17 protein-coding genes and 4 pseudogenes are annotated in these 24103 nt (G+C 61.4%); 8 read left to right on the top strand and 13 right to left on the bottom strand.

Annotated elements, in window-relative coordinates:
* Window positions 1-39 precede the first annotated feature (39 nt).
* Window positions 40-1206 carry a sulfite oxidase gene (locus FJW07_RS30045; RefSeq protein WP_140859757.1) on the top strand — a complete coding sequence of 389 codons (1167 nt, stop codon included), beginning with the start codon at window positions 40-42 and terminating at the stop codon, window positions 1204-1206.
* 275 nt (window positions 1207-1481) lie between these two features.
* Here FJW07_RS30045 and FJW07_RS30040 read toward each other — a convergent pair whose 3' ends face one another.
* The 10 genes and pseudogenes from FJW07_RS30040 to FJW07_RS29990 form a co-directional block, all read right to left on the bottom strand.
* Window positions 1482-1811, bottom strand: coding sequence for a hypothetical protein (locus FJW07_RS30040; RefSeq protein ID WP_140859754.1), 330 nt, complete (start codon window positions 1809-1811; stop codon window positions 1482-1484).
* A 14-nt stretch (window positions 1812-1825) separates the two neighbouring features.
* Window positions 1826-2154, bottom strand: a pseudogene (gene tnpB, locus FJW07_RS30035) (IS66 family insertion sequence element accessory protein TnpB).
* Window positions 2155-2230: 76 nt separating this feature from the next.
* Window positions 2231-2476, bottom strand: coding sequence for a hypothetical protein (locus FJW07_RS30030; protein ID WP_140859753.1), 246 nt, complete (start codon window positions 2474-2476; stop codon window positions 2231-2233).
* Window positions 2477-3249: 773 nt separating this feature from the next.
* A pseudogene (locus FJW07_RS30025) lies at window positions 3250-4780 on the bottom strand (IS66 family transposase).
* A 72-nt stretch (window positions 4781-4852) separates the two neighbouring features.
* Window positions 4853-5204, bottom strand: a pseudogene (tnpB, locus tag FJW07_RS30020) (IS66 family insertion sequence element accessory protein TnpB).
* On the bottom strand, window positions 5201-6091 hold the full coding sequence (locus tag FJW07_RS30015) for a transposase (RefSeq protein ID WP_246680906.1): 891 nt from the start codon (window positions 6089-6091) through the stop codon (window positions 5201-5203). Before FJW07_RS30015 ends, tnpB (FJW07_RS30020) begins: the two are co-directional and overlap by 4 nt.
* A 973-nt stretch (window positions 6092-7064) precedes the next feature.
* The gene (locus FJW07_RS30010; protein ID WP_181182763.1) at window positions 7065-7457 is read right to left on the bottom strand and encodes a thermonuclease family protein; all 393 of its coding nucleotides are present in this window, start codon (window positions 7455-7457) and stop codon (window positions 7065-7067) included.
* 31 nt (window positions 7458-7488) lie between these two features.
* A complete protein-coding gene (locus tag FJW07_RS30005; protein WP_140659787.1) occupies window positions 7489-8400 on the bottom strand; it encodes an ankyrin repeat domain-containing protein in 912 nt (303 codons plus the stop codon).
* Window positions 8401-9404: 1004 nt separating this feature from the next.
* Window positions 9405-9503, bottom strand: a pseudogene (locus FJW07_RS32200) (ATP-dependent DNA ligase); the annotation flags it as partial.
* Window positions 9504-9800: 297 nt separating this feature from the next.
* On the bottom strand, window positions 9801-10631 hold the full coding sequence (locus tag FJW07_RS29990) for a DUF1194 domain-containing protein (RefSeq protein WP_181182761.1): 831 nt from the start codon (window positions 10629-10631) through the stop codon (window positions 9801-9803).
* Window positions 10632-10845: 214 nt separating this feature from the next.
* On the opposite strand from FJW07_RS29990, the gene FJW07_RS29985 reads away from it, so the two are divergent.
* Together FJW07_RS29985 and FJW07_RS29980 are read left to right on the top strand one after the other, a co-directional pair.
* Window positions 10846-15651 (top strand): winged helix-turn-helix domain-containing protein, encoded by a 4806-nt coding sequence (locus FJW07_RS29985; protein WP_181182760.1) that lies wholly within the window; start codon window positions 10846-10848, stop codon window positions 15649-15651.
* Window positions 15652-16198: 547 nt separating this feature from the next.
* Window positions 16199-17026: a class II aldolase/adducin family protein gene (locus tag FJW07_RS29980; protein WP_140659790.1), complete on the top strand. Its 828-nt coding sequence runs from the start codon at window positions 16199-16201 to the stop codon at window positions 17024-17026.
* A gap of 320 nt (window positions 17027-17346) precedes the next feature.
* On the opposite strand, the gene FJW07_RS29975 is transcribed toward FJW07_RS29980, so the two are convergent.
* The gene (locus FJW07_RS29975; RefSeq protein WP_140786202.1) at window positions 17347-17532 is read right to left on the bottom strand and encodes a hypothetical protein; all 186 of its coding nucleotides are present in this window, start codon (window positions 17530-17532) and stop codon (window positions 17347-17349) included.
* Between the two features lie 212 nt (window positions 17533-17744).
* Between FJW07_RS29975 and FJW07_RS29970 the strand changes: the two genes are divergently transcribed.
* Window positions 17745-19184, top strand: a complete 1440-nt coding sequence (locus FJW07_RS29970; RefSeq protein ID WP_181182260.1) for a FlgO family outer membrane protein — start codon at window positions 17745-17747, stop codon at window positions 19182-19184.
* A gap of 291 nt (window positions 19185-19475) precedes the next feature.
* Here FJW07_RS29970 and FJW07_RS29965 read toward each other — a convergent pair whose 3' ends face one another.
* Window positions 19476-20891 carry an FAD-binding oxidoreductase gene (locus FJW07_RS29965; protein ID WP_140859746.1) on the bottom strand — a complete coding sequence of 472 codons (1416 nt, stop codon included), beginning with the start codon at window positions 20889-20891 and terminating at the stop codon, window positions 19476-19478.
* An 85-nt stretch (window positions 20892-20976) separates the two neighbouring features.
* Here FJW07_RS29965 and FJW07_RS29960 point away from each other — a divergent pair, with 85 nt between their 5' ends.
* On the top strand, window positions 20977-22008 hold the full coding sequence (locus FJW07_RS29960) for a helix-turn-helix domain-containing protein (protein WP_140659793.1): 1032 nt from the start codon (window positions 20977-20979) through the stop codon (window positions 22006-22008).
* A gap of 286 nt (window positions 22009-22294) precedes the next feature.
* On the opposite strand, the gene FJW07_RS29955 is transcribed toward FJW07_RS29960, so the two are convergent.
* Window positions 22295-22543: a helix-turn-helix transcriptional regulator gene (locus FJW07_RS29955; protein WP_140659794.1), complete on the bottom strand. Its 249-nt coding sequence runs from the start codon at window positions 22541-22543 to the stop codon at window positions 22295-22297.
* 132 nt (window positions 22544-22675) lie between these two features.
* Here FJW07_RS29955 and FJW07_RS32195 point away from each other — a divergent pair, with 132 nt between their 5' ends.
* The 3 genes from FJW07_RS32195 to FJW07_RS29940 form a co-directional block, all read left to right on the top strand.
* Window positions 22676-23263: a hypothetical protein gene (locus tag FJW07_RS32195; RefSeq protein WP_246680377.1), complete on the top strand. Its 588-nt coding sequence runs from the start codon at window positions 22676-22678 to the stop codon at window positions 23261-23263.
* Between the two features lie 141 nt (window positions 23264-23404).
* Window positions 23405-23653, top strand: coding sequence for a hypothetical protein (locus FJW07_RS29945; protein WP_140659795.1), 249 nt, complete (start codon window positions 23405-23407; stop codon window positions 23651-23653).
* Window positions 23654-23675: 22 nt separating this feature from the next.
* Window positions 23676-24103: recombinase family protein (locus FJW07_RS29940; RefSeq protein ID WP_140859745.1), on the top strand; the 428-nt coding region annotated here is incomplete at its 3' end.

Below are 24103 nucleotides of genomic sequence, written 5' to 3'. Positions count from 1 at the left end.
TGGAGGAGAAATCAACTTTTCATTGGAGGAGAAATCAGGATGCATAACCTTCCGCGACGCGAATTCATCGGTCAAGGCAGCGCGGCACTCGCGGCGCTAGCGTTGTTCCATTCACAGTTGGCCCACGCATTTCCAAGCCGGGCGGGTGAAACCGTGATCCCTTGGGTGGATCAGCCGGCGCCCAATCCCGTTCCTGCGGTCATCCAAACCCAACTTGTCTGGGAGGACATGGATTCATGGGTGACACCTAACGAGAAGTTCTTCAGCATCGCTCATTTCGATCGGCCAACCATTGATGCAAATGCCTGGAAGCTGGAAATCGATGGCCTAGTCAAGAAACCTCTGAGCCTGTCGCTTACCGACCTCAAGGCGCGGCCGCGCCAAGAGGCGGTTTTCACTGTCGAATGCTCGGGCAATCACGGTTTTCCGTTTTTTACCGGGGGCATTGGGAACGCCCGCTGGGCCGGCACGCCGCTCGCCGCCATTCTTGAAGAGGCTGGGGTGAAGGAAGACGGCATCGAAGTTGTTTTTTGGGGCACTGATGTCGGCGACATCGTTCTCAAGGACGACTTTCGCGATGTTAAGATGCATCAGAATTTCGCCCGCAGCATGTCGCTCGCCGATGCAATGAGCCCCAATAACATCCTGTGCTACGAGATGAATGGTGTCGCGCTGCCAGCACCCAACGGCTTCCCAGTGCGGCTCATCGCACCGGGCTGGTATGGCATCGCCAACGTCAAGTGGCTCAAGCGCATTGAGATACGCAACACGCGCTTCATGAGCCTGCTGATGGGACGAAACTACGTCACCATCCGTGAGGAAGAACACAATGGCGAGACGGTTTGGGCGGAGACCTCGGTGGGTCGTTCGTTGGTGAAGTCGGCACCTGCCAGAGTGACCCGCAACGATGCCGGGTACCGTATCAGCGGTGCGGCCTGGGGTGCCCCAATCGCCAAGGTCGAGGTGAGGATTGATGATGGCCAGTGGCTCGAGGCGACCATCGACCATGATGAAGAAGCTGAATTCGCGTGGGTAATCTGGTATCTGGATTGGAAGGGCCCAACACCTGGCGAGCATAGCGTCACGTCCCGAGCGGTTACCACAAAGGGGCAGGTCCAACCGGCAATGGATGATCCCGTCATTGCCAAGAAACATACATACTGGGAGAGCAATGGGCAGATTACGCGCCGCATTAGCATTGCTTGAGGAGGCTTACCGATCTGATGGGTGCGGAGCCACTCTTCCGATCGCAGGATCGGCGTCTCGATAATGATGGAGAAGTGATCCCATGCTTGCCATAAGGGGACTTCGGCGGTCAGGTTGCGGTCGCCGAAAAATCGTTTGCGACGCCTAATAGCCTGTGCGGCTCAACGCATAGGTTCCTACCAAACCTCGCCAACTGGTGGATTTAACGGATAGTCGTTTGATAACTTAGTCCCGGAAATGACGCAGCGAAGCAGCGCCGCCGCAGCACGCGCAGATCATGTTGTCGACGTCGACGAGAACGTCCTCGCGCGGCAGTTGATCGGGCAGCGGCTTGCGATACGACGGCCGCTCGGCCGCCGGCTTGCCGACAAACGGACGGCTCTCCTGGATGCGCGCGATATCGGCGCCGAGCTCTTCCAGGGTGAGCGCAGCTGATCGGGATCGAGGCGCTCGGAGCTGCGGCCGAACTGCGCGCGCTGGAGCTTTTTGATGATCGACTGAAGCCGCCCGATCTCGCCGTCGCGGCTCTCGACCGCAGCCGCCATGTCGCGCACGAGGCGTTGAAGAAGAACTGGATCGGACGGCAGGTTTTCGAGATCGACCAACACGGTCGATTCTATCACAAACAGCCCGGCAACCCAAGGATTGTGAGCCTTTTCGCGACAGCCGGCGCGCCGATTTCAGCCAGTATGGGTCGCCAGAAGCGTTCCGGCGCGCGCCAGTCGACATCTTCGATGAGCATCGCGAGTTGTGCCGACGACAGTGCCACCGAGCCGCCAGGTTCGGCCAGGCGCGGCCACATGAACTGTCCGCGGTCCATGCGCTTGGTGAACAGACACAGTCCCGTTCCATCCTAAAAAGGATTTTCAAAAGCGAGGCATTCTTCCCGCGGAAGACGAACAGATGACCCGAAAAGGGATCCTTCTTCAGATGCTCCTGGATCAGCATGGAGAGCCCATCGAGACCTTTGCGCATGTCGGTGTGACCAACGCCAGATGCACCTTCACGCCCGCCGGAACGACGATCATGACGCTTTCTCCTTGCCGGCCAAGTGTCGCTTGACCGCAGCCAGACACGCGCCCGCCGGTGCGAACACGCGCCGCCCATCATCTAGTTCGATCGCCACCATGCCGACCGGCGGCCGCACAAGATCGCGCAATGCGGCGAGCGCCGGCGGCTCGCTTTCTGCTCCACCGGCGATCTCGACCAACGCCAGTTCCGGCGCCTTGCGCGCGGTCAGGCAGAACTCTTCGCGCCAGCGGAAGGCCATGCTGGTGGCAATGCCATGGCGGCGACAGACCTGCGCCACGACAGCGCCGGGCCTCGGTCTCCGCAACGATCGTCCGCTTCTGCTCTTCGGTGAAGCTGCGGCTGTGCGATCGACCGTCTACTGCTTCCGGTGTCAAGCGGTGTTGGCGCCGCGCGGAATTAGCAGCGCTGCTTAAATGGGCCCGGGCACTCGGATGAAGAAGCGATCGCCAGTCCATTTCGTCGCCGGTTTCTTCCAGGCGATCGCGTCAGATTCGCAACGCGTGAGGCGAAAGCCCGAGCGCGGCGGCGTACTTGCATGGCCCATGCCGCTCCAGTTCAGCGCCTCGACATGCATGCTCCAGAACGCCCGCAGAGTAATCGGCCCGCTGTCCGCGCGCTTGCCCTAGCGATAGCGCGGGCGCTTTTGGGGACGCTTCAGCTGCTGCGTCCTCCGCTGACGTCCGATCTTCTTGAGGCGCAGATTCTGCGGCTTTTCCTTGCGTTTGCGCAGTCCCCGCTGCTCACCATATGGTGCATCCAAAGATCGAACGTCCTGATCGAGAGATCGCGCTGCCGGCAGAATTCCTGCGCGCTGACATTGCCGCTGAGCCAGCACGCGACTTGCGACAACCGGCAAGGGCTGTTGGCCTTGGCCCACGAGCGGCGAGGCGCCATCCGGATATCCTCCAGAAGACGAAGGAACCCGACATGATGAGGTTGCAGTACTTCAAATACGTGCTGGGGCCGGACGGTTACTGTGACAACCGTATGCGTCCGGTGCTTGCACGTCGCTCAGCTATTGACAGGATTTCCTAGTTTCCACGCCCACGGCAGTAATTCATCGAGGCGGTTGATGGAGTGTCCGTCAACCATGCGCGAGAGCACGTCATGAAGATAGGCGTACGGTTCGACGTCGTTGAGCTTGCAGGTCTCGATCAGCGAACACAGGATCGCCCATCGGTCACCGCCGCCGTCGCTGCCGGCAAAGAGATGGTTCTTGCGGCCGAGAGCCACGGGGCGGATGGCGCGCTCGACCGGGTTGGTGTGGGGCTCGATGCGACCGTCGTCGAGGAAGCGGATCAATCCCTGCCAGCGCGCGAGCGCGTAGCGGATGGCCTCGGCAAGCGAGCTTCGGCCGGAGAGGTGCGTAAGTTGTGCCTCCAGCCATGCGCGCAGATCGGTGACCACCGGCTTCGATCGAGCCCTCCGCGCTGCAAGCCGGGTAGGGCGGCGGCTGCCCGCGGATTTCGGCCTCGATGGCATACAGGCTGCCAATACGGCGCAGCGCCTCTTCCGCGATCGGCGATCCCGTCGCTTGCTGGACGTCATAGAACTTGCGCCGCGTGTGCGCCCAGCAGGCTGCCAGAACGATATCGCCCTTGGCGGTGAGTTGTTCGAACCCGGCATAGCCATCGACATGCAGCACGCCCTTGAAGTGCTCGAGATGCGAGGCCGGCCGCTCGGCCTTGCGATCCGGCGCGAACACGTAGATTGCCGCCGGTGGCGCCTTGCCATCCCAACCGCGCTGGTCGCGAGCGTAGACCCACAGTCGTCCGGTTTTGGTGCGTCCGCGGCCGGGATCGAGCACCGGGACCGGCGTGTCGTCGGCAAAAAGATGATCCGAGGCGAACACGTTCTTGGCCAGGCGCTCGTGCAAGGCTTCCAGCCGCCAGCAGGCGCCACCAACCCAGCTGGCGAGCGTCGAACGCGGAAGTTCGACACCACTGCGGGCGAAGATCTGCGACTGCCGGTAAAGCGGAGTATGGTCGCAATATTTGCTGACCAGCACATGCGCGAGCAGCGCCGGCGTTGCCAATCCGCCGGCGATCGGTCGCTCCACCGCTGGCGCCTGCGCCATGGTCTCGCACACACGACACGCATATTTTGGCCGCTTCGTCCTGATCACACGCAGCTGCGCCGGAACCCAGTCGAGCATCTCGCTCACGCTCTCGCCGATGCTATGCAGCGCGCCGCCGCAGCCCACGCAGACCGTGCCGTCGATGTCGAGCAGGACGTCCTCGCGCGGCAAATGATCGGGCAATGGCTTGCGATGGGACGGCCGCTCGAGCGACGGCTTGCTGACGAACGGGCGGCTCTCCTGGATGCGCGCGATGTCGGCGTCGAGGTCTTCCAACGCGAGCGCGAGCTGATCGGGATCGAGCCGTTCCGAGCTGCGGCCGAACTGCGCCCGCTGGAGCTTTTTGATGATCGACTGAAGCCGCTCGATCTCCCCCTCGCGGCTCTCGACCGCAGCCGCCATGTCGCGCACGAGACGCTGCAAAAGCTGCGGGTCGGATGGCAGATTCGACAGATCGATCAACATGATCGAATCTATCACAAATCACCCCAGAACCCAAGGATTCCAAGCCTTTTAGCGGCAATCGAAGTGCCGATTTCAGCCCGCCAGCGCAGGCTTCCAAACACGCTCGGGCGCGCCAGTCGATGCCTTCGATCAGCATCGCAAGTTGCGCCGGCGTCAGCGTGATCGAGCCGTCATAACCGGCCATCACCGGCCACACGAAGCTGCCCTGGTCGAGTCGTTTGGTGAACAGGCACAGGCCGTTTCCATCCCAAAACAGGATCTTCAGCATCGACGCCTTCTTGCCGCGGAAGGCGAACAGATGGCCCGAGAACGGGTCCTGCTTCAGCGTCTGCTGCACCAGCATGGCGAGACCGTCGAGACCTTTGCGCATGTCGGTGTAGCCCAGCGCCAGGTGCACCTTCACGCCTGCGGGAACGATCATCATCGTCCCGTTCCTTCGCTTTCGAGATGCGCACGAACGGCGGCCGGATCGCTGCCGGCCGGCGCGAACACGCGCCTGCCGTCGGGCAGATCGATCGCTGTCGTTCCGTCCGGCGGCTGCACGAGGTCGCGCAGCAAGAGTGCTGCTGGCGTGTCGTCAGTCAGTGCCACGGGCGCAAGCTGGGCTCGCTTCTTCTGCGCGACGCCGAACTGCACGCGCCAGCGGAACAGCATACCCGTGACGATCCCATGCTTGCGCGCGACCTGCGAGACGCTGACACCAGGCAGGTCGCTCTCCAGCGCGATGGCGCGCTTTTCCTCGTCGCTGAAGAAGCGCCGGACAGGCTGCCGGGACGCGCCAGGATCATCCTTCGGGTCCGCCGTCAAGCTCGATTCCGGCGGCGTTCCGCTAGCACTGGTGCTAACGACCGGGCGGGCGGAGGGATGAAGATGCGCCCGCCAGTCGATTTCGACCTCGCCCTCGTCCAGTCGGTCACGCCATGTACGCAGGCTCGTCGGCGAAAGATGCAATGCAGCGGCATATTCGCGGATGCCCATGCCGCTCCAGTTCATCGCCTCGACGTGCATTGCCCAGAACGCCTGGACGGCGCGGTTGCGCACGTCGGTGCTCACCGCGAAGCGCCGCCGAGCGCGCATTTTCTGCCGCTTCGCGCGCGCTTCCTGGCGCTTCTGGCGACGCAATTCCGCCTGATATTCCGCGTATTTGCGCGCCGCGTCGTTGCCCGCGAAGTACTTCAGCCAGCGATCGAGCGTGTCCTTCGTCAGTCGATGCACGCGGCAGTATTCCGTCCGCGTCAAACCGCTGCGCCGCCACGCTTCGACGTGAACCACCCAATAGGACTGACGCGCCGTGTTCTCGAAATGTCTCAATTCACCGGAGATCCTCCATGCTACGAAGGAGCCCGACATGTCGCTTGAATGCACTACTGAATCTGGGTGCAGAGACCGGACGCTTACTGACAACCGAGGGATGGCAAGATAAAAGGGCACACATTGTGCTGCGGGCGGTTGGTTGTATTTGCTGTATTTTTCGCTGTCTCCCACACATTGCGGCACCTTGGTGCAATGTGTGTTTTAAAATCAAGCGATTGATGTTATTTGGGAATTAGCACATTGCGGGGGTATTACCTGCTCGGGCTCGCAATTCGCGGCGGCGTTGTGTTGATGCCACGACGCATCGGTCCCAGGTTCGCCCCGACCTCGCTGAACGACTGTATTGGGGCCGAAAGGTGAAGGTCCGCATTGGGTTCAATACGCTCGAAAGGCGCTGATGCGTCCATAGCTGCGGAACCCCGCAAGTAGGTAGCGATTCGCCATCCCTCAACTGGAGGTCCTGACTTCCGTTTTCTGATCTCTCGGTTTGCCTTCGCCCGCCTGTTAGAGCGGCCGCCGCGCTGTCTCGTCGCGGCACGCCGAGGATGATACGGACCGCTTCCTAACATTCGGCGACTATTTCGCAAATGCCATCGATTCTTTCGTGAACGAAGAGGATTAGCGTTCCAGGTTCGGAGGTCGCCTGGCCTCTGATCCTCGCCCTCACGATCGAAACCTTAGCAATGGATTATGTTCCCGGACGAAATTGCTCCCTCCCGCAATCGGCCACGTGTCCCTAACGGTCAACGTTGCGGCATAGACGACGCGACCGGCCCTATCCCTTACGGAAGCGGTGCAGATGCTGTGGCCGACTCTTTCGCTTGGCGTCTCTCGCCATCGACACTCTGCGCGTGGTCCGAGTGACATGCCGCTATTGCAAGTGCCAGCCATAATTATCAGCCATAATCAGAGACAGGTATCGATCGGGGTGGACGCCCAGCTGCTATCGCCGCTTGCTGACGCTCCCTGCCTACAAGTTGCGTTTGGCAATGCGGGCTTCTTGCTCCTCGGCAAGGTATCGAGTGTCGGCCACCGCCAATCCGTGTTTCACCAGGTCCCGTCCGAGATCGATGCCTGCCACGAAGCAGACGCCGAGGTCGTCGTTATAACCGTCCTTGCCCTCGACGATGCAGGATACATCGCCTGAGGCGATAAGATGTTGGATGTGGTCACGCGCATACTTGCCGCAGGGCCAGATTTTGCCAGCGGCATCAAAACACGCCTGCGAAAGTTTGGGGGCATCAAAACCGAGCAATTGAATTCGTTTTTTGTCATGCCACAGCGTGTCGCCGTCCTCAGCAGACCAATGCTCTCCTGCGGACACCCGGCCACAGGTGAGCACGAAGGCAAGGGTGAGGATCAACCTACACATGGCCGTGCTAAACGCACATCCCCTACGGCAGTGGCATCGGTGTGTCGGCGAGCGTTCTGAGATAGGCGATCACGTTCAGCCGATCGGCCTCTTCAGGCACCCCGCGAATATCCATGTTGACGCCGGGCTTCGTCAGCGTGGGACCGGCGAGGAAGATGTTCAAGTCCTCGTAGGTCCAGTCTCCCTCCCAACCCAGCAGGGTCTTGGAGTAACGCTCGAACTTCGTCGATGCCTTGTCGCGACCGACGACGTTCCAAAGGTTCGGCCCGATGGTGGGAAGTTCCTTTGGCCGCACGACATGGCAAGGGGCACAGGTGCTTGCAAAGAAGGCCGCGCCCTTGGTGGGGTCGCCCTCCGCGAGCCGGGCGGAAATCGGCTCCGGTTTCAGGATGACGACGCCATGCTCCAAAAGGTAGGCGGCGATGTCCTCATGATCATCGTGCTTTGCGAGATGGTAGGCCGTGATGATGCCCGGCCGTTGATTGGGATCGCCCTGGACCCAGATGGTGTTGACGTCAGCGCCCGCCTCGACCAGCACCTTAACGCAGTCAAGGCAGCCACTGGCGACCGCGAGGGTCAGCATCGGCTCTCCCCGCGTCTTGCCGTTGGCGTCGGCACCATGCGACAAAAGCAGCCGGATCATGTCGGCGGCGTTCTTCAGCACGGCAACGGTCATCGGCAGGCCGAGCACCGCTTCCTTGTTGACATCGGCACCACGCTTGATCAGCAGTTCCGCCGCCTCGACGTGGCCGCTGCGCACAGCCAGGAATAGCGGTGTTGCCCCCTTCTCCTGCTCCTCGATGTTAGCACCGGCATCGAGCGCCGCCGTGATTGCAGTAAGGTCGCCGCTCTTGGCCGCGTCGTGGAGCGCACCGCCATGCGCTGTTGTGACTGCACATAGCAAGATCAGGAAGCTTGCGAATAAGCCCCGCATTTCGGCATCCCTCCGCCGATCAAGGAGGAGAATATACCCGATAGGCGCGGGCTTCCAGCGTATATTAGCGTAGGCTAATGGTATATAATGGCCTTGACGACATAAGTTGCCGTTGAGGGCGGCCCCCAATCGATGCATGCAGTCAGGACAAGACAGGCAACGTGCTTTGCAGGTGTGATCGCCACGGCTGCGGCAATTGAGGGAAGTGCGGCGTTAGCCCACGGCCCGGATGAAAATTGGGGCTATCCACCGGCTTGCTGCCACGGCGACCCGCTCACTGGCGACTGCGGGAAAATTCCCAGTTCAACTGTGACGCCCCGGCCAGATGGCTATGTGATTATTCTGCGTCCAGGCGACCATCATAAAGTCACGCGTCGGAACCGCTACTTCGTGCCGTACGAAGTCGTAATCCCCTCGGGGGATGACAACTTCCACATCTGTCTGCATCCCACGGAAGAAGACGAAAACTGCTTCTTCGCGCCAGCGGATGCAATGTGAATGTTCTTCTAGCTTCGCCCGATTGAACCAGTGCCGGGCGGGGCGAAAAAGCACGTCCATCGAAACCTGTGATAAGCCTCGAAACTCATGTGTGGGGTCAGCGTCCGATAGAACGTCATCAGGCGCTCGCAAATATGATATTGATCATCCGGCGAGGTCTGGACACGCTCTCTGGGAATGAACCACTCCGGCTCTTGTGGCTCGTTTAGGTAGAAGGGGCGGGGCGGCCGGACGAAATAGCCGTCTCTTTTCATCCTGACATGGCTTGGATCGATAGGATGACAGTCATTGCCTCCACAGCAGTCGTAGTGAAGAACGGGGTCCGTCTTACCCGTATACCAATCGTGGGCCTCGGCATTGCCGATCAGTGCGAGCCACGCCAATGCGAAATACCGCTTTGACTGCGTCATCGAAATCCCCTCGCAACCTGAATACCACATTAGACATCGCTAATCTTCATTCTTGAGGTCGCATCGGTCGCCGCATAGGTCCGGCGGCCGCCTTGTCTAATCAGCCTCCCGAAAATCCTTCAGTGACGCATGGCGAAGCTTCTCCTCGCCCCTAAGAAACTTAACCCGCCCTACAAGACCCGGCTTGAGCCACTCGGCCTTCTGGGCAGAACTTACTACGCAAATCTCGTCGAGCAGATGAACGCACGTCTGGCACCCTATCTGCTCAAGCATGGCGGATCGGCAAAGGAGGCGCTGATCGCGGCCGACTGGAAAACGACGAGCGGCGAAAACGGCTGCACATAGCCGAAACTTGCCTTTCGGTCTCGAAACGAAGTTCTCGACAAGCAACCCTTTAGCCCTTTTGAGCGCATTCATCGCTGCTGTTGGTACATTGGACTGTCGGCAGCAATGCGCGAAGCTATTCCTATGCTGGGACTTCATTGCCGTGCGTCATCGGCCTGGCAACTGACCGATCATGTTGCAATCGACCGTGAGGCCGGTACGCTCGGTGTACGCGGCGTGGATCACCTGGTCCTTGTTCATGGAGATTTCACGAACCAGCTTTCGACGGACCGCGGTGGCGAACATCGCGGCGTCGGTGACGCCGATTGCAAACGCGTCCGGTCCGCCGATGACGCAGCGCTCGAAATAGGATTGCAGGCTGGAGGGATCGTACCGCGCAAACCAGTCGGCCTCGCCAATGCGGGGTAGTGCGATAGGCAGCCCGTTGATCGTCACACCTTCCGCGAGAAGAAACTGCCGGATGGGGTCAATGAGTGCTCCGGCATTGTTGGGTCCGTCGCCAGAGACGTCAATAACACGGCGCGCGCTGCGCAAGCCGCTCATTGCGAATAGGCCATTCGCGGCCTGCAACGCGCCGGAAATCGACGTTCCGCAGCCTTCAGTCAACGACAGAGCTGCGAGCCTATCCGCCAAAGTCAGAGCGTCCTCGCGGCTTTCGACAATTGTCCACGGCACGATGACGGTTTGCTGATTTGGCCCGGCCCACTCCAGATAGAGCACTGCGATTCTTCCCAGTTCTCCGGCCCTGATTGCCATCGCGATGTCCGCGTGGCGGAAAGCATCAACATAGCCGTCGCGCTGCACTTTTTGCTCAATTCTGCTCATCGACGGCGAGACGTCCACGGCAAGGATCAATTGCAAATCGACTTCGGCCAGGCCGCCTGCGGGACGGCCCGTCGAGTGAGCCTGTGACGCTGTCGCGAAGATCAGGGTGAGCAGGAAGGCGCCCGTGAGCCGCAGCACTGGTCTTGCACCCATGGTTGCAGCAATCCGTACTAAGCAGTCCATAGCGAACCCCTCTCACCGACAATGGAATGTGAAATTGTCGGTCCGGGGCATTCGCCAAGTCACGAACGGCTTACGATCATTCGCCGAAATCCGCGCTCCCCGCACGGTCTGAATGATGATCAGTCTTCGCAGCGCGAAACCGTGCTAGTATGGGACTGCGGCTTCGTGCTTGAGGGGAACCGGCTTGAACAGCTCGCCGCCCACGACGTTCGTGCTCAACGGCGTGACCGCCGACGTGAGCAGGGAGACCTTGCGCGACCAGTTCAACAGGACAATCGCAGTTCGCCACCAGACCTTCGCGGTACTTCGCCACCTTCTGGAGAACGCTGATCGCGTCATCACCAAGGACGAGCTGATGAAGGCGGTCTGGAATGGGCTAGCCGTCACCGATGACAGCCTGGTCCAATGCATTCACGAGATCCGTGCGGCGCTCAACGACAGTCGCCAGGCCGTCGTGCAGACAGTGCCGAGGCGCGGTTACAGGTTGGTCCTTCCCTCAAATGCCGGACCAAGATTGATTACAATTCTGGCGGCAGAATTGGCGGCCGAAGTCCGGCCCGCAGGCAAGGATGAGCGGAGCATTGCTGCACCTACCCCGGCGTACAGGCAGGTCCTTGATCGGCTGCTGATAAAACATGCCGGTCGTGTCTTCGCGAGCGTCGAAGAGACAGTCCTTGCGGAGTTTGCTGGCCCTGTCGAGGCGTTGCGGTGTGCGAACGAGATCCAGCATGAGGTCGACTGGCGGAACTGCGACATTCCCGAGACAAAGCGGCTGCGCTTCCGCATCGGCGTTGACCTCGGTTACGTCGTCGCCGAGGGCGACCACCGCAGGGGCGAGGCCGTCGAGGTCGCAGCTCATCTTCAAACCTTGTCACGCCCCGGCGGAATTTGCATCACGGAAGCGGTCCGCGCCCAGGCTCAGGACCGCCTCTCGCTGGAATTCATCGATCTCGGCGAGCACAAACTGAAGGATGTCGCCCGTGCCTTGCGCATCTACCGCGTATGTCTTGCGTGCGAGGAACCGGTCAGGTCGCCATTTCGCGGTCTTGACGCCTTCGAATTCGAAGATGCCGATCTATTCTTCGGCCGAGCGCGGGCGATTGCCGCCTGCACTGCCAGACTGGAGCAGCAGGCAGCAAACGGCACGGCATTCCTGCTCATCTACGGAATGAGCGGTTGTGGCAAGTCTTCCCTCCTGCGCGCTGGCCTGCTGCCGTCATTGACGCGACCTGGAGCCGTGGCAGGCATATCCTTGTTTCGCCGGTGCCTGATCCGCCTCTCCGAAGGACCGGATGCATTCGCTGTGTTGGCTGCGGCGCTGCTTCACGACGCTGCTGTGCCGGAGCTGTCCTCAGAAGCAACAGCCGCGGATTTCGCTCGACTCTGCAGGGACACGCCGGATCGAGCCTTGGCGATGGTCCGACAGGCACTTCGCAAGGCCGCTGGGCCGGCCCGCTCGCAGATCAGACTGCTTGTTGTCATAGATCAACTGGAGGAGCTGTTCACGACGGAGAAGCAGCCGGCGACGCGCGAGGCCCTTGTGCGGTTCATGGCGGTGCTGGCCGCGAGCGGACTGGTCTGGGTGATAGCGGCGATCCGTTCGGATTTCTTTCACCGCTGCGGTGAGGTCCAAGGTTTCTCGGCGCTCAAGGACGGCCTCGCCAGCTACGAACTTCTGCCACCAACCGGCCCAGAGATCGCGCAGATGATCCGCGAACCTGCGGTCGTGGCCGGGCTCCGCTTCGAGGAGAGTGCCGAGTTGGGGCGGCTCGATGACGTGCTGCAGGCGGCAGCAACTGCGGACCCCGGATCATTGCCGCTTCTCGAGTTTGTCCTCGACGCGTTGTACCAAGCCAGTGGCGACCGACGCGTTCTCACCTTTGCGCACTATCGTGCGCTCGGCGGGCTCGAAGGCGCAATCGCGCGCCGCGCCGACGAAGTCCTGGACTTGCTGGCGCCCGGGATCCAGGAGGCCTTGCCCGCGGTGCTGCGCGCCCTCACCACGGCGAACCTGGGCGATGAAACAGTCACGGCACGTGCAGCGCTGTATACCGAAGTCGCGGGCACTCCCGCGCGATCGGCCCTCGTCAGGGCATTAATCGAGGCCCGGCTCCTCGTCAGCGACGAGGACGTCGCAGGGCATGTCTTCGTTCGTCTTGCACATGAGGCCCTGTTGAGCCGTTGGCCGCGCGCCAGTGACATTGTGAATGCAAACCGCAACTTCCTCGCGACGCGCGAACGCCTGAGGGCTGACGCCCACCGATGGCACCTGGAAAGCAGGAATCGAGAGCTTCTCCTTCCGTCCGGCAAACGTCTGGCGGAGGGCGAAGAGTTGATGCTTTCAAGGCGGGAGGAGGTCGACGAAGCCGTCCTTGAATACATCGAGGAGTCTTTGCGTGCCCATCGGCAGAAGGAGGAGAAGGACCGTCACGCAGAGCTAGCTCTGGTCGCGGCCGCCGAAGAGGCAAAACGCGAGCGCCTGGAGCGGGAGGCCGAGCGCCGGAGCCTCGCGGCTGCCGCAGCAAACCGGCTTGCCCGACGGACACGGAACGCCGCTGTCGTGGCAATAATGCTCGCTCTTATGGCGGGTGCAGGCGCATTGGTCGCCCTCAAAGCGCGGGAGGAAGCAAGGGGCCAACGCGATCAGGTGCTGCGCAATCAGTTCCTTTCGCTCTCGTTCCTTTCGGAGCGGTCCGCCGCGGCAGGCAACACCGAGGCTGCGATCCGGTTGGCACTTGAGGCGCTGCCGTCGAAAGAGCAACCCGAGCGGCCATATCTCTTCGAGGCGGAAGCAGCCCTCTACAAGGCTCTGCTGGCGCACCGGCAGATCAAAATCCTCCGCCCTGGCGCCAGTGTGGCGCATGCGGCTTTCAATCCTACAGGTGATCGTGTTGTCACCGCATCCTACGACAAAACCGCAGCCGTCTGGGACATCGCCACTGGTACCGAAACTGCAATTCTAAAAGGTCATGATGGGGCCGTGGAGAGGGCCGAATTCAGCCCCGATGGGACCCGTATCCTGACGGCCGCGAGGGACGGCACTGCACGTCTTTGGGACGCCGTCTCGGGAGAGCAGCTCTACATCCTGCGGCCACTAGGCAATTACCCGACGGCAATCTTCAGCCCGGATGGCACCCGGGTGCTGACGGCGGGGGAGAGCAGCGATGCAACGCTCTGGGATGCCCGAACCGGAAAGAAAGTCTTGGGTGTAAGCAGCGACGCATATACCCGTGCTGCTTTCAGTTCAGACGGCCGCAGCTTCGCGACGGCGGGCAAGCATTTTGTTTCGATCTGGAATACCGCAGACGGCGCGCTGACGCAGTCGATCCGAGTGACCTCCTGGCCCTACACCCTGGCGTTCAGCCCGGACGGAAGCCGGATGGTGGCCGGCCCGTGGGGTTGGCATTCACACCGCGACACTTCCAGCCTTTTCGATTTGTCGAAAGGAACGGAGATCGCAAAGTTGGCCGGCAGCAAGAGCGACACACAATTGAACGGCGTGATTTTCAGCCACGGGGGTCAGCGGATCGCCACGGTATCCCTCGATGGCACTGCCCGGATTTGGGATGGAACGTTGGGAACGCTGGATGAAGTGCTCGGCCAAGAGGTTTCGGGGCTGAAGCCTGAGATCGATACAGATGAACGCGATGTGGAGATGAACGGTGCTTTCACCAAGGACGACCGCTTCCTTGCGACGACCTCGATCAATGGGCCGATCCGCATCTGGGACGCTGAACGCGCCTCGTTGGTGACGACGATCGCCGGTCACGAATCCTTGGTCGAGCATTTGGAATTCAGCCCGGTCGACAGCAACATTCTACTCACTGCTTCACACGATGGCACCGCTCGGCTTTGGGATGTCGACGGCGCCCTGACGACCTCGCTCTCACATGAATATCGGCCGACTTTCGCGGTTTTCAGTCCCGACAACGTCCACCTGCTGACCGGCGGCGGTGACAGCGCGGCGCACCTGTGGGATGTAGTGAGCGGGCGCGAGATAATCCGCCTCGACACGCATGAGATCATTCAAAGCGCCTCGTTCAGCCCAGATGGGAGGCGCGTCGCCACGGCATCTCTTGAGGGCGTGGTCCGAATTTTTGACGTGGCCACGGGACACGAGACCGCCCAGTTCCGATCAGATGCCGGACTGATCAAGATCCAGTTTGGTCGCGATGGCAAATCGCTTGTTTGCGCATGGATCAACGGCACCGCGCAACTGTGGGACGCCACGACCGGCACCGAGCTGGCCGCCATCAATACTAGCAGCAATCTGCCGCAAGCCATTCTTAGCCCTGACGGACGTCTGATCCTCTCGGCCAGGGAAGACAATGTGGGACACCTTATGACGACGAGCGGAGTCGAACTACGTGCTCTTGTCGGGCATCAGGATCGCATCACGGCAGGGGCCTTCAACCCTCACGGTCAACTCGTCGCCACGGGCTCACTCGACCACACGGCCCGAATTTGGTCGACCACCGAGGGGACAAGCGTCAGAACGCTGGAGGGACATACCGGCGCGGTGACGGTGGTCGCCTTCAGTCCCGACAGTCAGTCGTTGCTAACCGCTTCGCGTGATGGGACCGCCCGGATCTGGAGCGTCTCAGGCGATCTGGAAAAGGTTCTCAGGGGCCACAGCGGCGCGCTGGACAGCGCCGAATTCAGCCCCAATGGCTTGTATGTCGTGACCGCGTCGACCGAAGATCGAACGGTCCGATTATGGGCGGCGCAATCGGGGCGCCAGATTGCTGTCCTTGGCAGCCAGGACGAAGCAACCTTTCGACCGGGCTTTACACGCGCAGCTTTCAGCGCCGACGGCACCCATGTCGCGATTGTTTCCGGCGAACAAAGGGTCAGCATCGTTCGCGTCTTCCAGACGCCCAAGGAGCTTATTGAATACGCCCGGCGTACCGTCCCTCGCGAACTGACCCCTTGCGAGCGGCGAAGCCTCTTCCTTCCTGAAGTCCCTGCAAACGGCACCTGTCCCGGCTGAGGTCGACAGCGGTCAGACTTTGCCCCTTAGGCCGCCTGCTGGAACCGCCACCCGTCCGGCCCCAAACGTGATGACCGAGTGAATCAATCTGGGTCCGGACGGCGTGACGCATAACCGTTGGGTTTGGCTTGCCCGTCGGATTGGCTCGGGTCCGACCACGATCAGAGCGTTCGCTTGTGATGTCTGCTTTTGGAAGCGGCGGAGGGGACCTTGACGGCTGCAATGAGCGCGTTGCTGCCACGTCGTCTTTGGGGCCGATTGCAGACTGTCGACTTTTCGTGGTTGACTGGGAATAGCCGCCGACCCGGAACAACATAACTGGAAGCGCGTCCAGTGGCTTGACATTGGCGAAGCCTGCTCGATCGGATTGAGATCCATGTCCAGCACCAGGCAAATTCGGATCATTGCCGCGACACTCGACTCTTTTTGGCATCCATTCGGAAGAATTCGGAACAAATGATGCAGCCTTCGAGACGCGCGCGAGAAGCTTCCCCAATCTGGGGCGTGCCGTCATGCCGACGGTGCAGAACCCCAAGGAGGGCGCGCCATGGACGTCGTCAAGTCAATTCCAGACACTGAAAGCGATTTGGCCATCCGCAAACAGGAGGCCTATGAACCGTTTTTTAAACGGCGGGGGCCGCCGCGCTTTGCAACCCTAGAGCAGGAGCGGCAACACCGAAAGGAGCGGCTCGCTGCCGGCTTCCGCATATTCGCGGAGTTGGGCTTCAGCGAAGGCGTTGCCGGACATATCACGGCACGTGATCCGGAATTCACCGAAACATTCTGGGTTAATCCGTTCGGCATGCATTTCGCACATATCACCGTCTCGGACCTCATCCGCGTCGACTGCTCAGGCGATGTGATCGAGGGCACGATGCCGGTCAATGTAGCCGCATTCGCCATTCACCATCAGATCCATGCCGCGCGGCCGGATGTCGTCGCGGCCGCCCACGCCCACTCCATCTATGGCAAGGCGTGGTCGGCGGTGGGCCGGCTGCTCGATCCGATCACGCAAGACGCATGCGCGTTCTATGAGGATCACATCTTCTTCAATGACACGCGGGTGCTGATCACCGAGGCAAGCGAGGCGGCCCGGATCGCCGGGGGCCTTGGTGCCCACAAAGCGGCGATCCTGCGCAATCACGGTCTGCTTACGGTCGGTGAAACTGTCGACGAAGCAGTCTGGTGGTTCATTTCAATGGAACGCTGTTGCCAGGCGCAGTTCCTCGCCGAGAGCGTGGGGACGCCGCTGCAGGTCGATCCGGCCAATGCCCGAGCCGCTCGCGCGGTGAACGGAACGCCCACCGCAGGCTGGTTTCAATGCCAGCCGCTCTGGCAGCGCATCCTCAGGCAGCACCCCGAACTTCTCGAATAGGCTGGCGTGCCACAGAGGGAGACGTCTGATGGGTGATGGCGAAAGCCATCCCCCTTTCCATCTCGCCGTCACGATCGAGGAACGCCTGTGCCCCGTTATCCGCCTCGAAATAGGAGGGACGTCACTGCCCCTATCCTGCAGCTGGTCCTTCAAATGTTGGGATAGCAGATGCTCGACAGGCGGGCGCAAGGCGCAAACCTTCTGGAGCCAATACGCGAGGCAAAAGCCGTCAACGAATTAAATTAATGTCCATCATATTAGCCATAGTTGCGCAGGTGACTTGCGAACGAACGGACGGTGGCCGATAGTGTGATCCCGCATCATTCCCCATCGAGTTGCGAAGCCGCATTCCCCTCGGTTCGGCGCTTCTGATCGGCAATATAGGCAGCTATATAGCGGTCGAGCGCTGCGCGAAATTCTTGATCGCGGGGGCGCGGAGTGCTCACTGGGGTTACCTGGGTGGTCTCGGTCCCAAACCCGATACGATCGAAAACAACAGCGGACATTTTCGGCTCTCCTGTCTCGAAACACCTTGTCAGCGTGAACCCGGCGCGCGGCAAGGTCGCGGGGCCATGGCCGAAAAGTTCCGAAAAGCTCCAAAAAGATGTTAGTTTGTTCCATGATGGGGAAGCGTTTCGCCTTCGGCCCGTTCGAGCTCAATCCGGAGGCAGGAACGCTGCTCCGGCAAGGCGTTCCCGTTCCCGTCGGCTATCGCGGTGTGTTGCTGCTGGCAGCGCTGGTGATGCGAACTGGGGAAGTTCTGTCAAAAGCGGAGCTCATGGACGCGGCTTGGCCGCGCGCGACGGTCGAGGAGAGCAACCTCTCCGTCCAGATCGCATTGCTGCGCAAACTGCTTGGGCGGGCGTCCGACGATGCCGAGTGGATCGCGACCATACCGCGGATCGGCTACCGCTTCGGCGGCGCGGTGGAGTTCCTTGACGCGACCTCGACCCCATCCGACAACGAGGAGGCTGGGCCCTCCATCGCCGTGCTGCCCTTTGCGAATCTTAGCGACGACAGCGAGCAGCAATATTTCGGCGACGGTCTCGCCGAAGACATCATCACTCGCCTTGCGCGGCTGCGCTGGCTCTTCGTTTCGGCCCGCAACTCTTCCTTCACCTATGGCGGTAAAGCGGTCGACGTGAAGCATATCGGGCGCGAACTTGGCGTGCGCTATGTGCTCGATGGGAGCGTGCGCCGTTCCGGACAGCGGCTCAGGATTAATGCCAGGTTGAGCGATGCCAACACCGGGCGCCAGATCTGGGCGGAGCGTTATGATGCGGAAATCGCCGATTTCTTCGCGCTGCAGGACGAGATCGCCCAAAGCGTGATCGGTGCCATCGAGCCCAGGCTCTACGTGGCCGAGCAGGAGCGTTTCCAGAGCCGGTCACCCGGCAGCCTGGACGCCTGGGGGTTCGTCATGAAGGCGATGCCCTATGTCTGGACCTGGGGTTCGATGCCGGATTTCGAGATCGCCGAGCGGCTGCTGAAAAAAGCTATCGACATCGACCCCGACTATCCACACGCCAACTGCCTGGTAGCCTGGGGCCTCGGCGCAAAGGTGATGCTTGGACTGGCTGATGCCGAAGCCACCTTGTCGACTGCCCACGACATGGCGCAACGGGCGATCCGCAGCGATCCGGAGAACCCTTGGACGCACTTCGCCGCAGGCTTCGTGCATATGGCCTCGCGCCGTTTCGATCCTGCCGTTAAAGCCCTATCTGAGGCGATCACCCTCAATCCGAGCCTCGCCTACGCGCACATGATCCTTGGATCGACCTATGCCTATGCCGGCATGCCCGACGACGGTCTGCACCATGTCGCGCTTGCCGACCGGCTCAGCCCGCGCGACTTCACGCAGGCGGGCAGCCTTTCCGTCATCGGGCTCTGTCATTTCATGGCGGGGCGTTATGTCGAGGCAGCCGAGTTCGAGCGGCGCGCTGTGGATCTCAGGCAGAATTTCGGGACGGCTTGGCGCACCTACGCCGCCTCCGCAGGCATGGCGGGCGATCACGCCGCCGCCACCCACGCGCTGTCACAAACGCGGCGCCTACATCCATCCGTGTCCGTGGATTGGGTCGAGAAATACCACCCCATCATCCACGAAAAGGATCGCGCGCGCTATATCAAAGGATTACGCGTAGCCGGGCTCGACTGACACCGCCCGTCGCCGCCCGCCGTCAGCTCGAGCACGGGGTTGGAGAGGGCGGCAGATCGTGACGCTCGAGGCGACGTACCCGGGCGATGCCGAGTAAAGAGCTAGGCTGGAGCGGCCCATGACGGGACGCGGAGTTAGCTATGCGCCGAGAGCCGTCGGTCCGCTATCAGAGCGCGTTTAGCGGACAGCTGCCGTTTGGCCTCCGGCTAGATGAGCTGATCGAAGCCCCAAAAGGCGCAGGAGAGTTTGTTTTGAAGGATCGTCGGTCGAGGAAATTCAGCCTCCAGGTCACTATGCGGCTCCAGGATCGATGTTCTGGTTCATCCGGAAGATGTTCTCGGGATCATAGCGCCGCTTTACCTGTTGAAGACGTCCGTAAGCCTGAGGGCCAAACGCATCGCGGACGAGGTCGGCGCCTTCGCCATGGCCTGGGAAATTGAGATAGAGCCGGCCGGTCGAGTGTCGCTGCATGTGCTGCCAGAAGGTGCGCACCCAGCCGATATTCGCGTCGTCGTCCGAAGCCCTCGACCAGATCGCGTCGAGGCTCAGCATGTAGGGCATGGACCGGTCGCCGAAGGCGGTCGCGTCTTCCGGCACGCGCTGCACGTGGCCGCCGAATTTCCAGATCGAGGCGAAGGTCATCTCGGACGGACGTTTCGCCATCTGCCGCACGATATCCGCAATGACGCCGTCGTCGAGGCGGGAGAGATAGGTTGATTTCCAGTAGCAGCGGTCGCGCGCCTTCGGAAACAGCGCGTCGTACAGTGACTGAATGGTGCAATAGGGCATGCGGCCGCTGAAATCGACCAGCGGTTCGCCAAAACCGCGGAGCGGCGCTACGATCCGTTCGCCTTCATCCGCCGGGCCGTCATACACATGCGCAAGTGACACTACGCGCCGGCCGCGCGCGGGCTCGGGGAGGGAAGGATCGTCAGGCAGCATCGAGAATTCAGCGAGTCCGCTCAGCCGGTCCGGTGCCGTTTCCATGAAGTCGCGCCAGCGCGCAATGACCTCGTCCGCGCATTCCTCGGGATAGGCGGGGCCACAGAACATCAGCTCAGATTCGATCGGGTGCAGCTTGAACTCGAAGCTCACCACGACACCGAAATTGCCGCCGCCGCCGCGGAGCGCCCAGAGAAGATCGCGGTTTTCCGTCTCGTCAGCGCGGATCAGCTTGCCCTCGGCGGTGACGACATCGGCCGCGACGAGATTGTCGACGCAGAGGCCATGAGTGCCGCGGAGCCACCCGATGCCGCCGGACAATGTCAGGCCCGCAACGCCGGTCGCGGAGATGAGGCCCCCCGGCGTGGCACGGCCGAAAGGCGTCGTCGCGGCGTCGACATCCGCCCAGGTCGCACCGCCACCGACGATGGCGCGGTCGAGGCCGGGCACGACGCGCACCGCGTTCATCGGCGACATGTCGATCATCAATCCGCCGTCGCAGACCGCATAACCCGCGACATTGTGGCCGCCAGAACGGATGGCGATGGCGAGTCTGTGCTCGCGCGCGAAATTTACCGAGACCATGACATCGGCGGCGTTCCGGCAGCGGGCGATGAGGGCTGGGCTTCGGTTGATCATGCCGTTCCAAACGACCCGGATGGCAGCGTAGGCCTCGCTCGTCGGAACCAGCACCTCGCCGCGCATTCTGGAGCGAAGGTTTTCGATGCTGGCTGGCGAAAGCGAAGGCGTGGTCGTCGTGTTCATCGTCCCATCCTCCGTTTCCAGAATGCTAGCGCGGAACGAATGCGCCGGCTAAAGTCGAAAACGCAACGAAACGGTCATTTCTGCCATGCCTGAACAGGTGGCTCCGTTCAATGTGGCGATCCTCGCCGTGCCCGAGGTCACGGCTTCGGCGCTCTACGGGATGGTCGACCTGTTCTCCTCGCCGGGGCGGGACTTTCGCTTCATCACGCAGGGCATGGCCGGTGACCAGCGGATGCGGCCCTACGTCGTGGCGCGCGGAGCAGACCGGTTTCGCGCTGCGAACGGCGTCTGGGTACATCCTGATCACACGATTGCCGACTGTCCGCGTCCTGATATCGTCTGCATCCCCGATTTCTTCGTCAATCCGGGCGAAAGCGTCGCCGGGCAGTATGACCCTGAAGCGCGCTGGCTGAAGCGCGTGCATGAGGAAGGCGCGCTGCTGGCGAGCGCCTGTTCAGGCGCGGTGCTGCTGGGCGAAGCCGGGCTTCTCGCGAACCGCGAGGCGACAATCCACTGGGGCTATGTCGACACGCTGACGAACAACTATCCCGGCGTAAAGGTGAAAGTGGAGCAGTCGCTGGTGCTGAGCGGCGAGGCGCAGCGCATCGTCATGGCTGGCGGCGGATCGAGTTGGCAGGATCTGGCTCTGTATCTGATCGCGCGCTTCGTCGGTCTTCGTGAGGCGATCGAGGTGGCGAGGGTCTACATGCTGCAATGGCACGACCTCGGCCAGCAGCCCTTCGCCACGCTGGCGCGCTCGCGGCAGACCAGCGACGCAGTGATCAAGCAAAGTCAGCAATGGGCGGAATCGAATTTCCGCAAGCCGGCACCGGTCGCCGTCATGGCGCGCCTGTCAGGTTTGCCCGAACGCTCCTTCGCGCGTCGCTTCGCCAAGGCAACGGGCATGAAGGCGTTGGACTATGTTCACGCGCTGCGGCTCGAAGAAGCCAAGTGGCTGCTGGAAACGAGCGACGAGGCTATCGAGGTGATCGCCAACGAGGTCGGCTACGAGGACACGAGTTTCTTCGGGCGCCTGTTCCGCCGCAAGGTCGGTATTACACCGATGCAATACCGCTTGCGCTTCGGGTCGTTGCGCCGGGCGGTCCAAAACGGATGACCGCGGATAATCCGGCAAGGAGGACGTTGATTTCATCAAGGGCAAATGTCCGCTTCCGGGTAATCGGCAAACACCTCTGAACGACCGGCTTGAGGCGCGAAGCAGCCGCTCGCACGCTACAGCGCCTGTTAATGGCGCGCGGGCGAGCGGCTTCCGCCAAGAACATTCCTATGAACTGAATCCAAGGCGCGCTTCTAACGTCTTCCTGCGTCAGGCCGTTCTCCCGCAGAATACGCGCAGAATTAGCTGACGCATGGCCATTGGTCCGACAACATTATCAACTTCTCTATTCGTCAGGCTCAGACTTCGATCTCTGCGGGTCAGCTGAGGGTCGTTTCAGCAGTTCTGCGACATCCACACCCAGCACTTCAGCCAGTCGGTCAACGACGTCGATGCTCGCGTTGTACACGTTGCGTTCCAAAGCGCTGATATAGGTGCGATCGATCCCAGCCCGGTGCGCAAGCTCTTCCTGTGACAGGCCTCTAGCCCGCCGCAAGGCTCTTAGGTTTTGCGCGAACGCTTCTCGGATTTCCATGAATCCGACACCAGCGCCTTGCAGAGTATTTCACCACGGAGTATTCTCTACAAATCACATTCGGAAGGCCGGGCTCCTTCATGGGGTTTGGACCCACTGAGCGAAACTTGCCTCGCGAAAGGAGACCATGCTGTGGCAGCGAAAAAGCCGAATGTTCTCGCCGCAAGCCGCAACGACACGGAATTGCAACCGGCAGCCCTACGCGATCCCGCACTTCTGCTGGTGAGCGATTGGCAAATGGCTCGGTACATCTCCCTGCTGCTATGTCGCGTGCAGCAGCGGTTGGAGAGCCAAATCATAGTCAATCCCAGAATTCAGGGATTGGCCACAGATTCTCCAACGCGAGTTCGAGACCGACCGGCGCGCACTCTCGGTGGTCCACAGGAGTACGCGGTTGCGCGGGAGGCAGAGGTCTTTGCGATGACCGAAGCTCTTAAGCTTCAGGATTCTATCCCTGAGGTCGCGGCAACGTCGCTCATTGGCGTCGTCGCCAAGTTAGAAATGATCGTCGGCGCCGACCGGGATATTGGTGATCCTACCGATTTCCCTTGGCCGCATATAGCTTCCGTACTGCGTGACTTAAGAGCGATCGCAGGAGGTTTGCCGGTTGGACACCGTAGCCGGGAAAGGACGCGGCGCGATGTTGCCAAGCATTGGGAGTCCGCAGTCAAGCTGGTCGCTGCGCTGGGAGAGGAAGGCGCGGCCGAGTACCGTTGGTGATGTAGCGGGTCTTCTGAAACGCCGAAACCGCACGACGCAAGTCATTGCACGCTGTGGCCCTACGACATTAACTTCGCGCTTTCCTTCGCCGTCCGGAGGAGTCTGATGGCGGGTCGATCCACCATTGGGAGAGCGACCGGCATGTCGGAGAAAACCAGCACCGGGCCACAGGCTTTGCTTCCGGCGAACGACAACGGCGACCTCGCCAGCCCCGAGGGTCGCGCTGAAAGCGTGGCGGCGGCCAAGATGGATCGGGTGGTGCTGGATATCGCCCGGCTGATCGGCCGGCAGCTGGCGCGGGAAACATTCGAGGCGGGGCTGGCGGCCAACGACAATCGGCCGGGCCGCCGAGAGGGAGAGGGTAGGGGGCAGGATGGCGAACCCCTTTAACTAAGAGAGAGTATCCGCCGCCATGACCCGTGTTGCACTTTATGCCCGCTATTCTTCTGACAGCCAGCGGGATGCCTCCATCGAAGACCAGTTGAGGCTGTGCCGCGAGCAGGCGGCGCGCGAGGGCTGGAGCGTAGCGGGAATCTATGACGATGCGGCGATCTCCGGCGCCAGCACATTGCTGCGGCCGGGCATCCAGCAAATGATCCGCGATGCCCAGCGCGGCCGCTTCGAGGTGGTCCTGGCCGAGGCGCTCGATCGCATCAGCCGCGACCAGGCAGATGTCGCCACTCTCTTCAAGCATCTCAAATTCGCCGGCGTTGCCATCGTTACGTTGACCGAGGGCGAGATCAGCGAATTGCATGTCGGCCTCAAGGGCACGATGAATGCCCTGTTCCTCAAGGACCTTGCCCTCAAGACCCATCGCGGCCTGCGGGGGAGAGTGGAGAA

Origin of the sequence: Mesorhizobium sp. B3-1-9 (assembly GCF_006439595.1) — a bacterium.
GTDB lineage: Bacteria > Pseudomonadota > Alphaproteobacteria > Rhizobiales > Rhizobiaceae > Mesorhizobium.
Note: the sequence above shows the minus strand (reverse complement) of the source record. Positions and strands in the feature narration are given on the sequence as shown.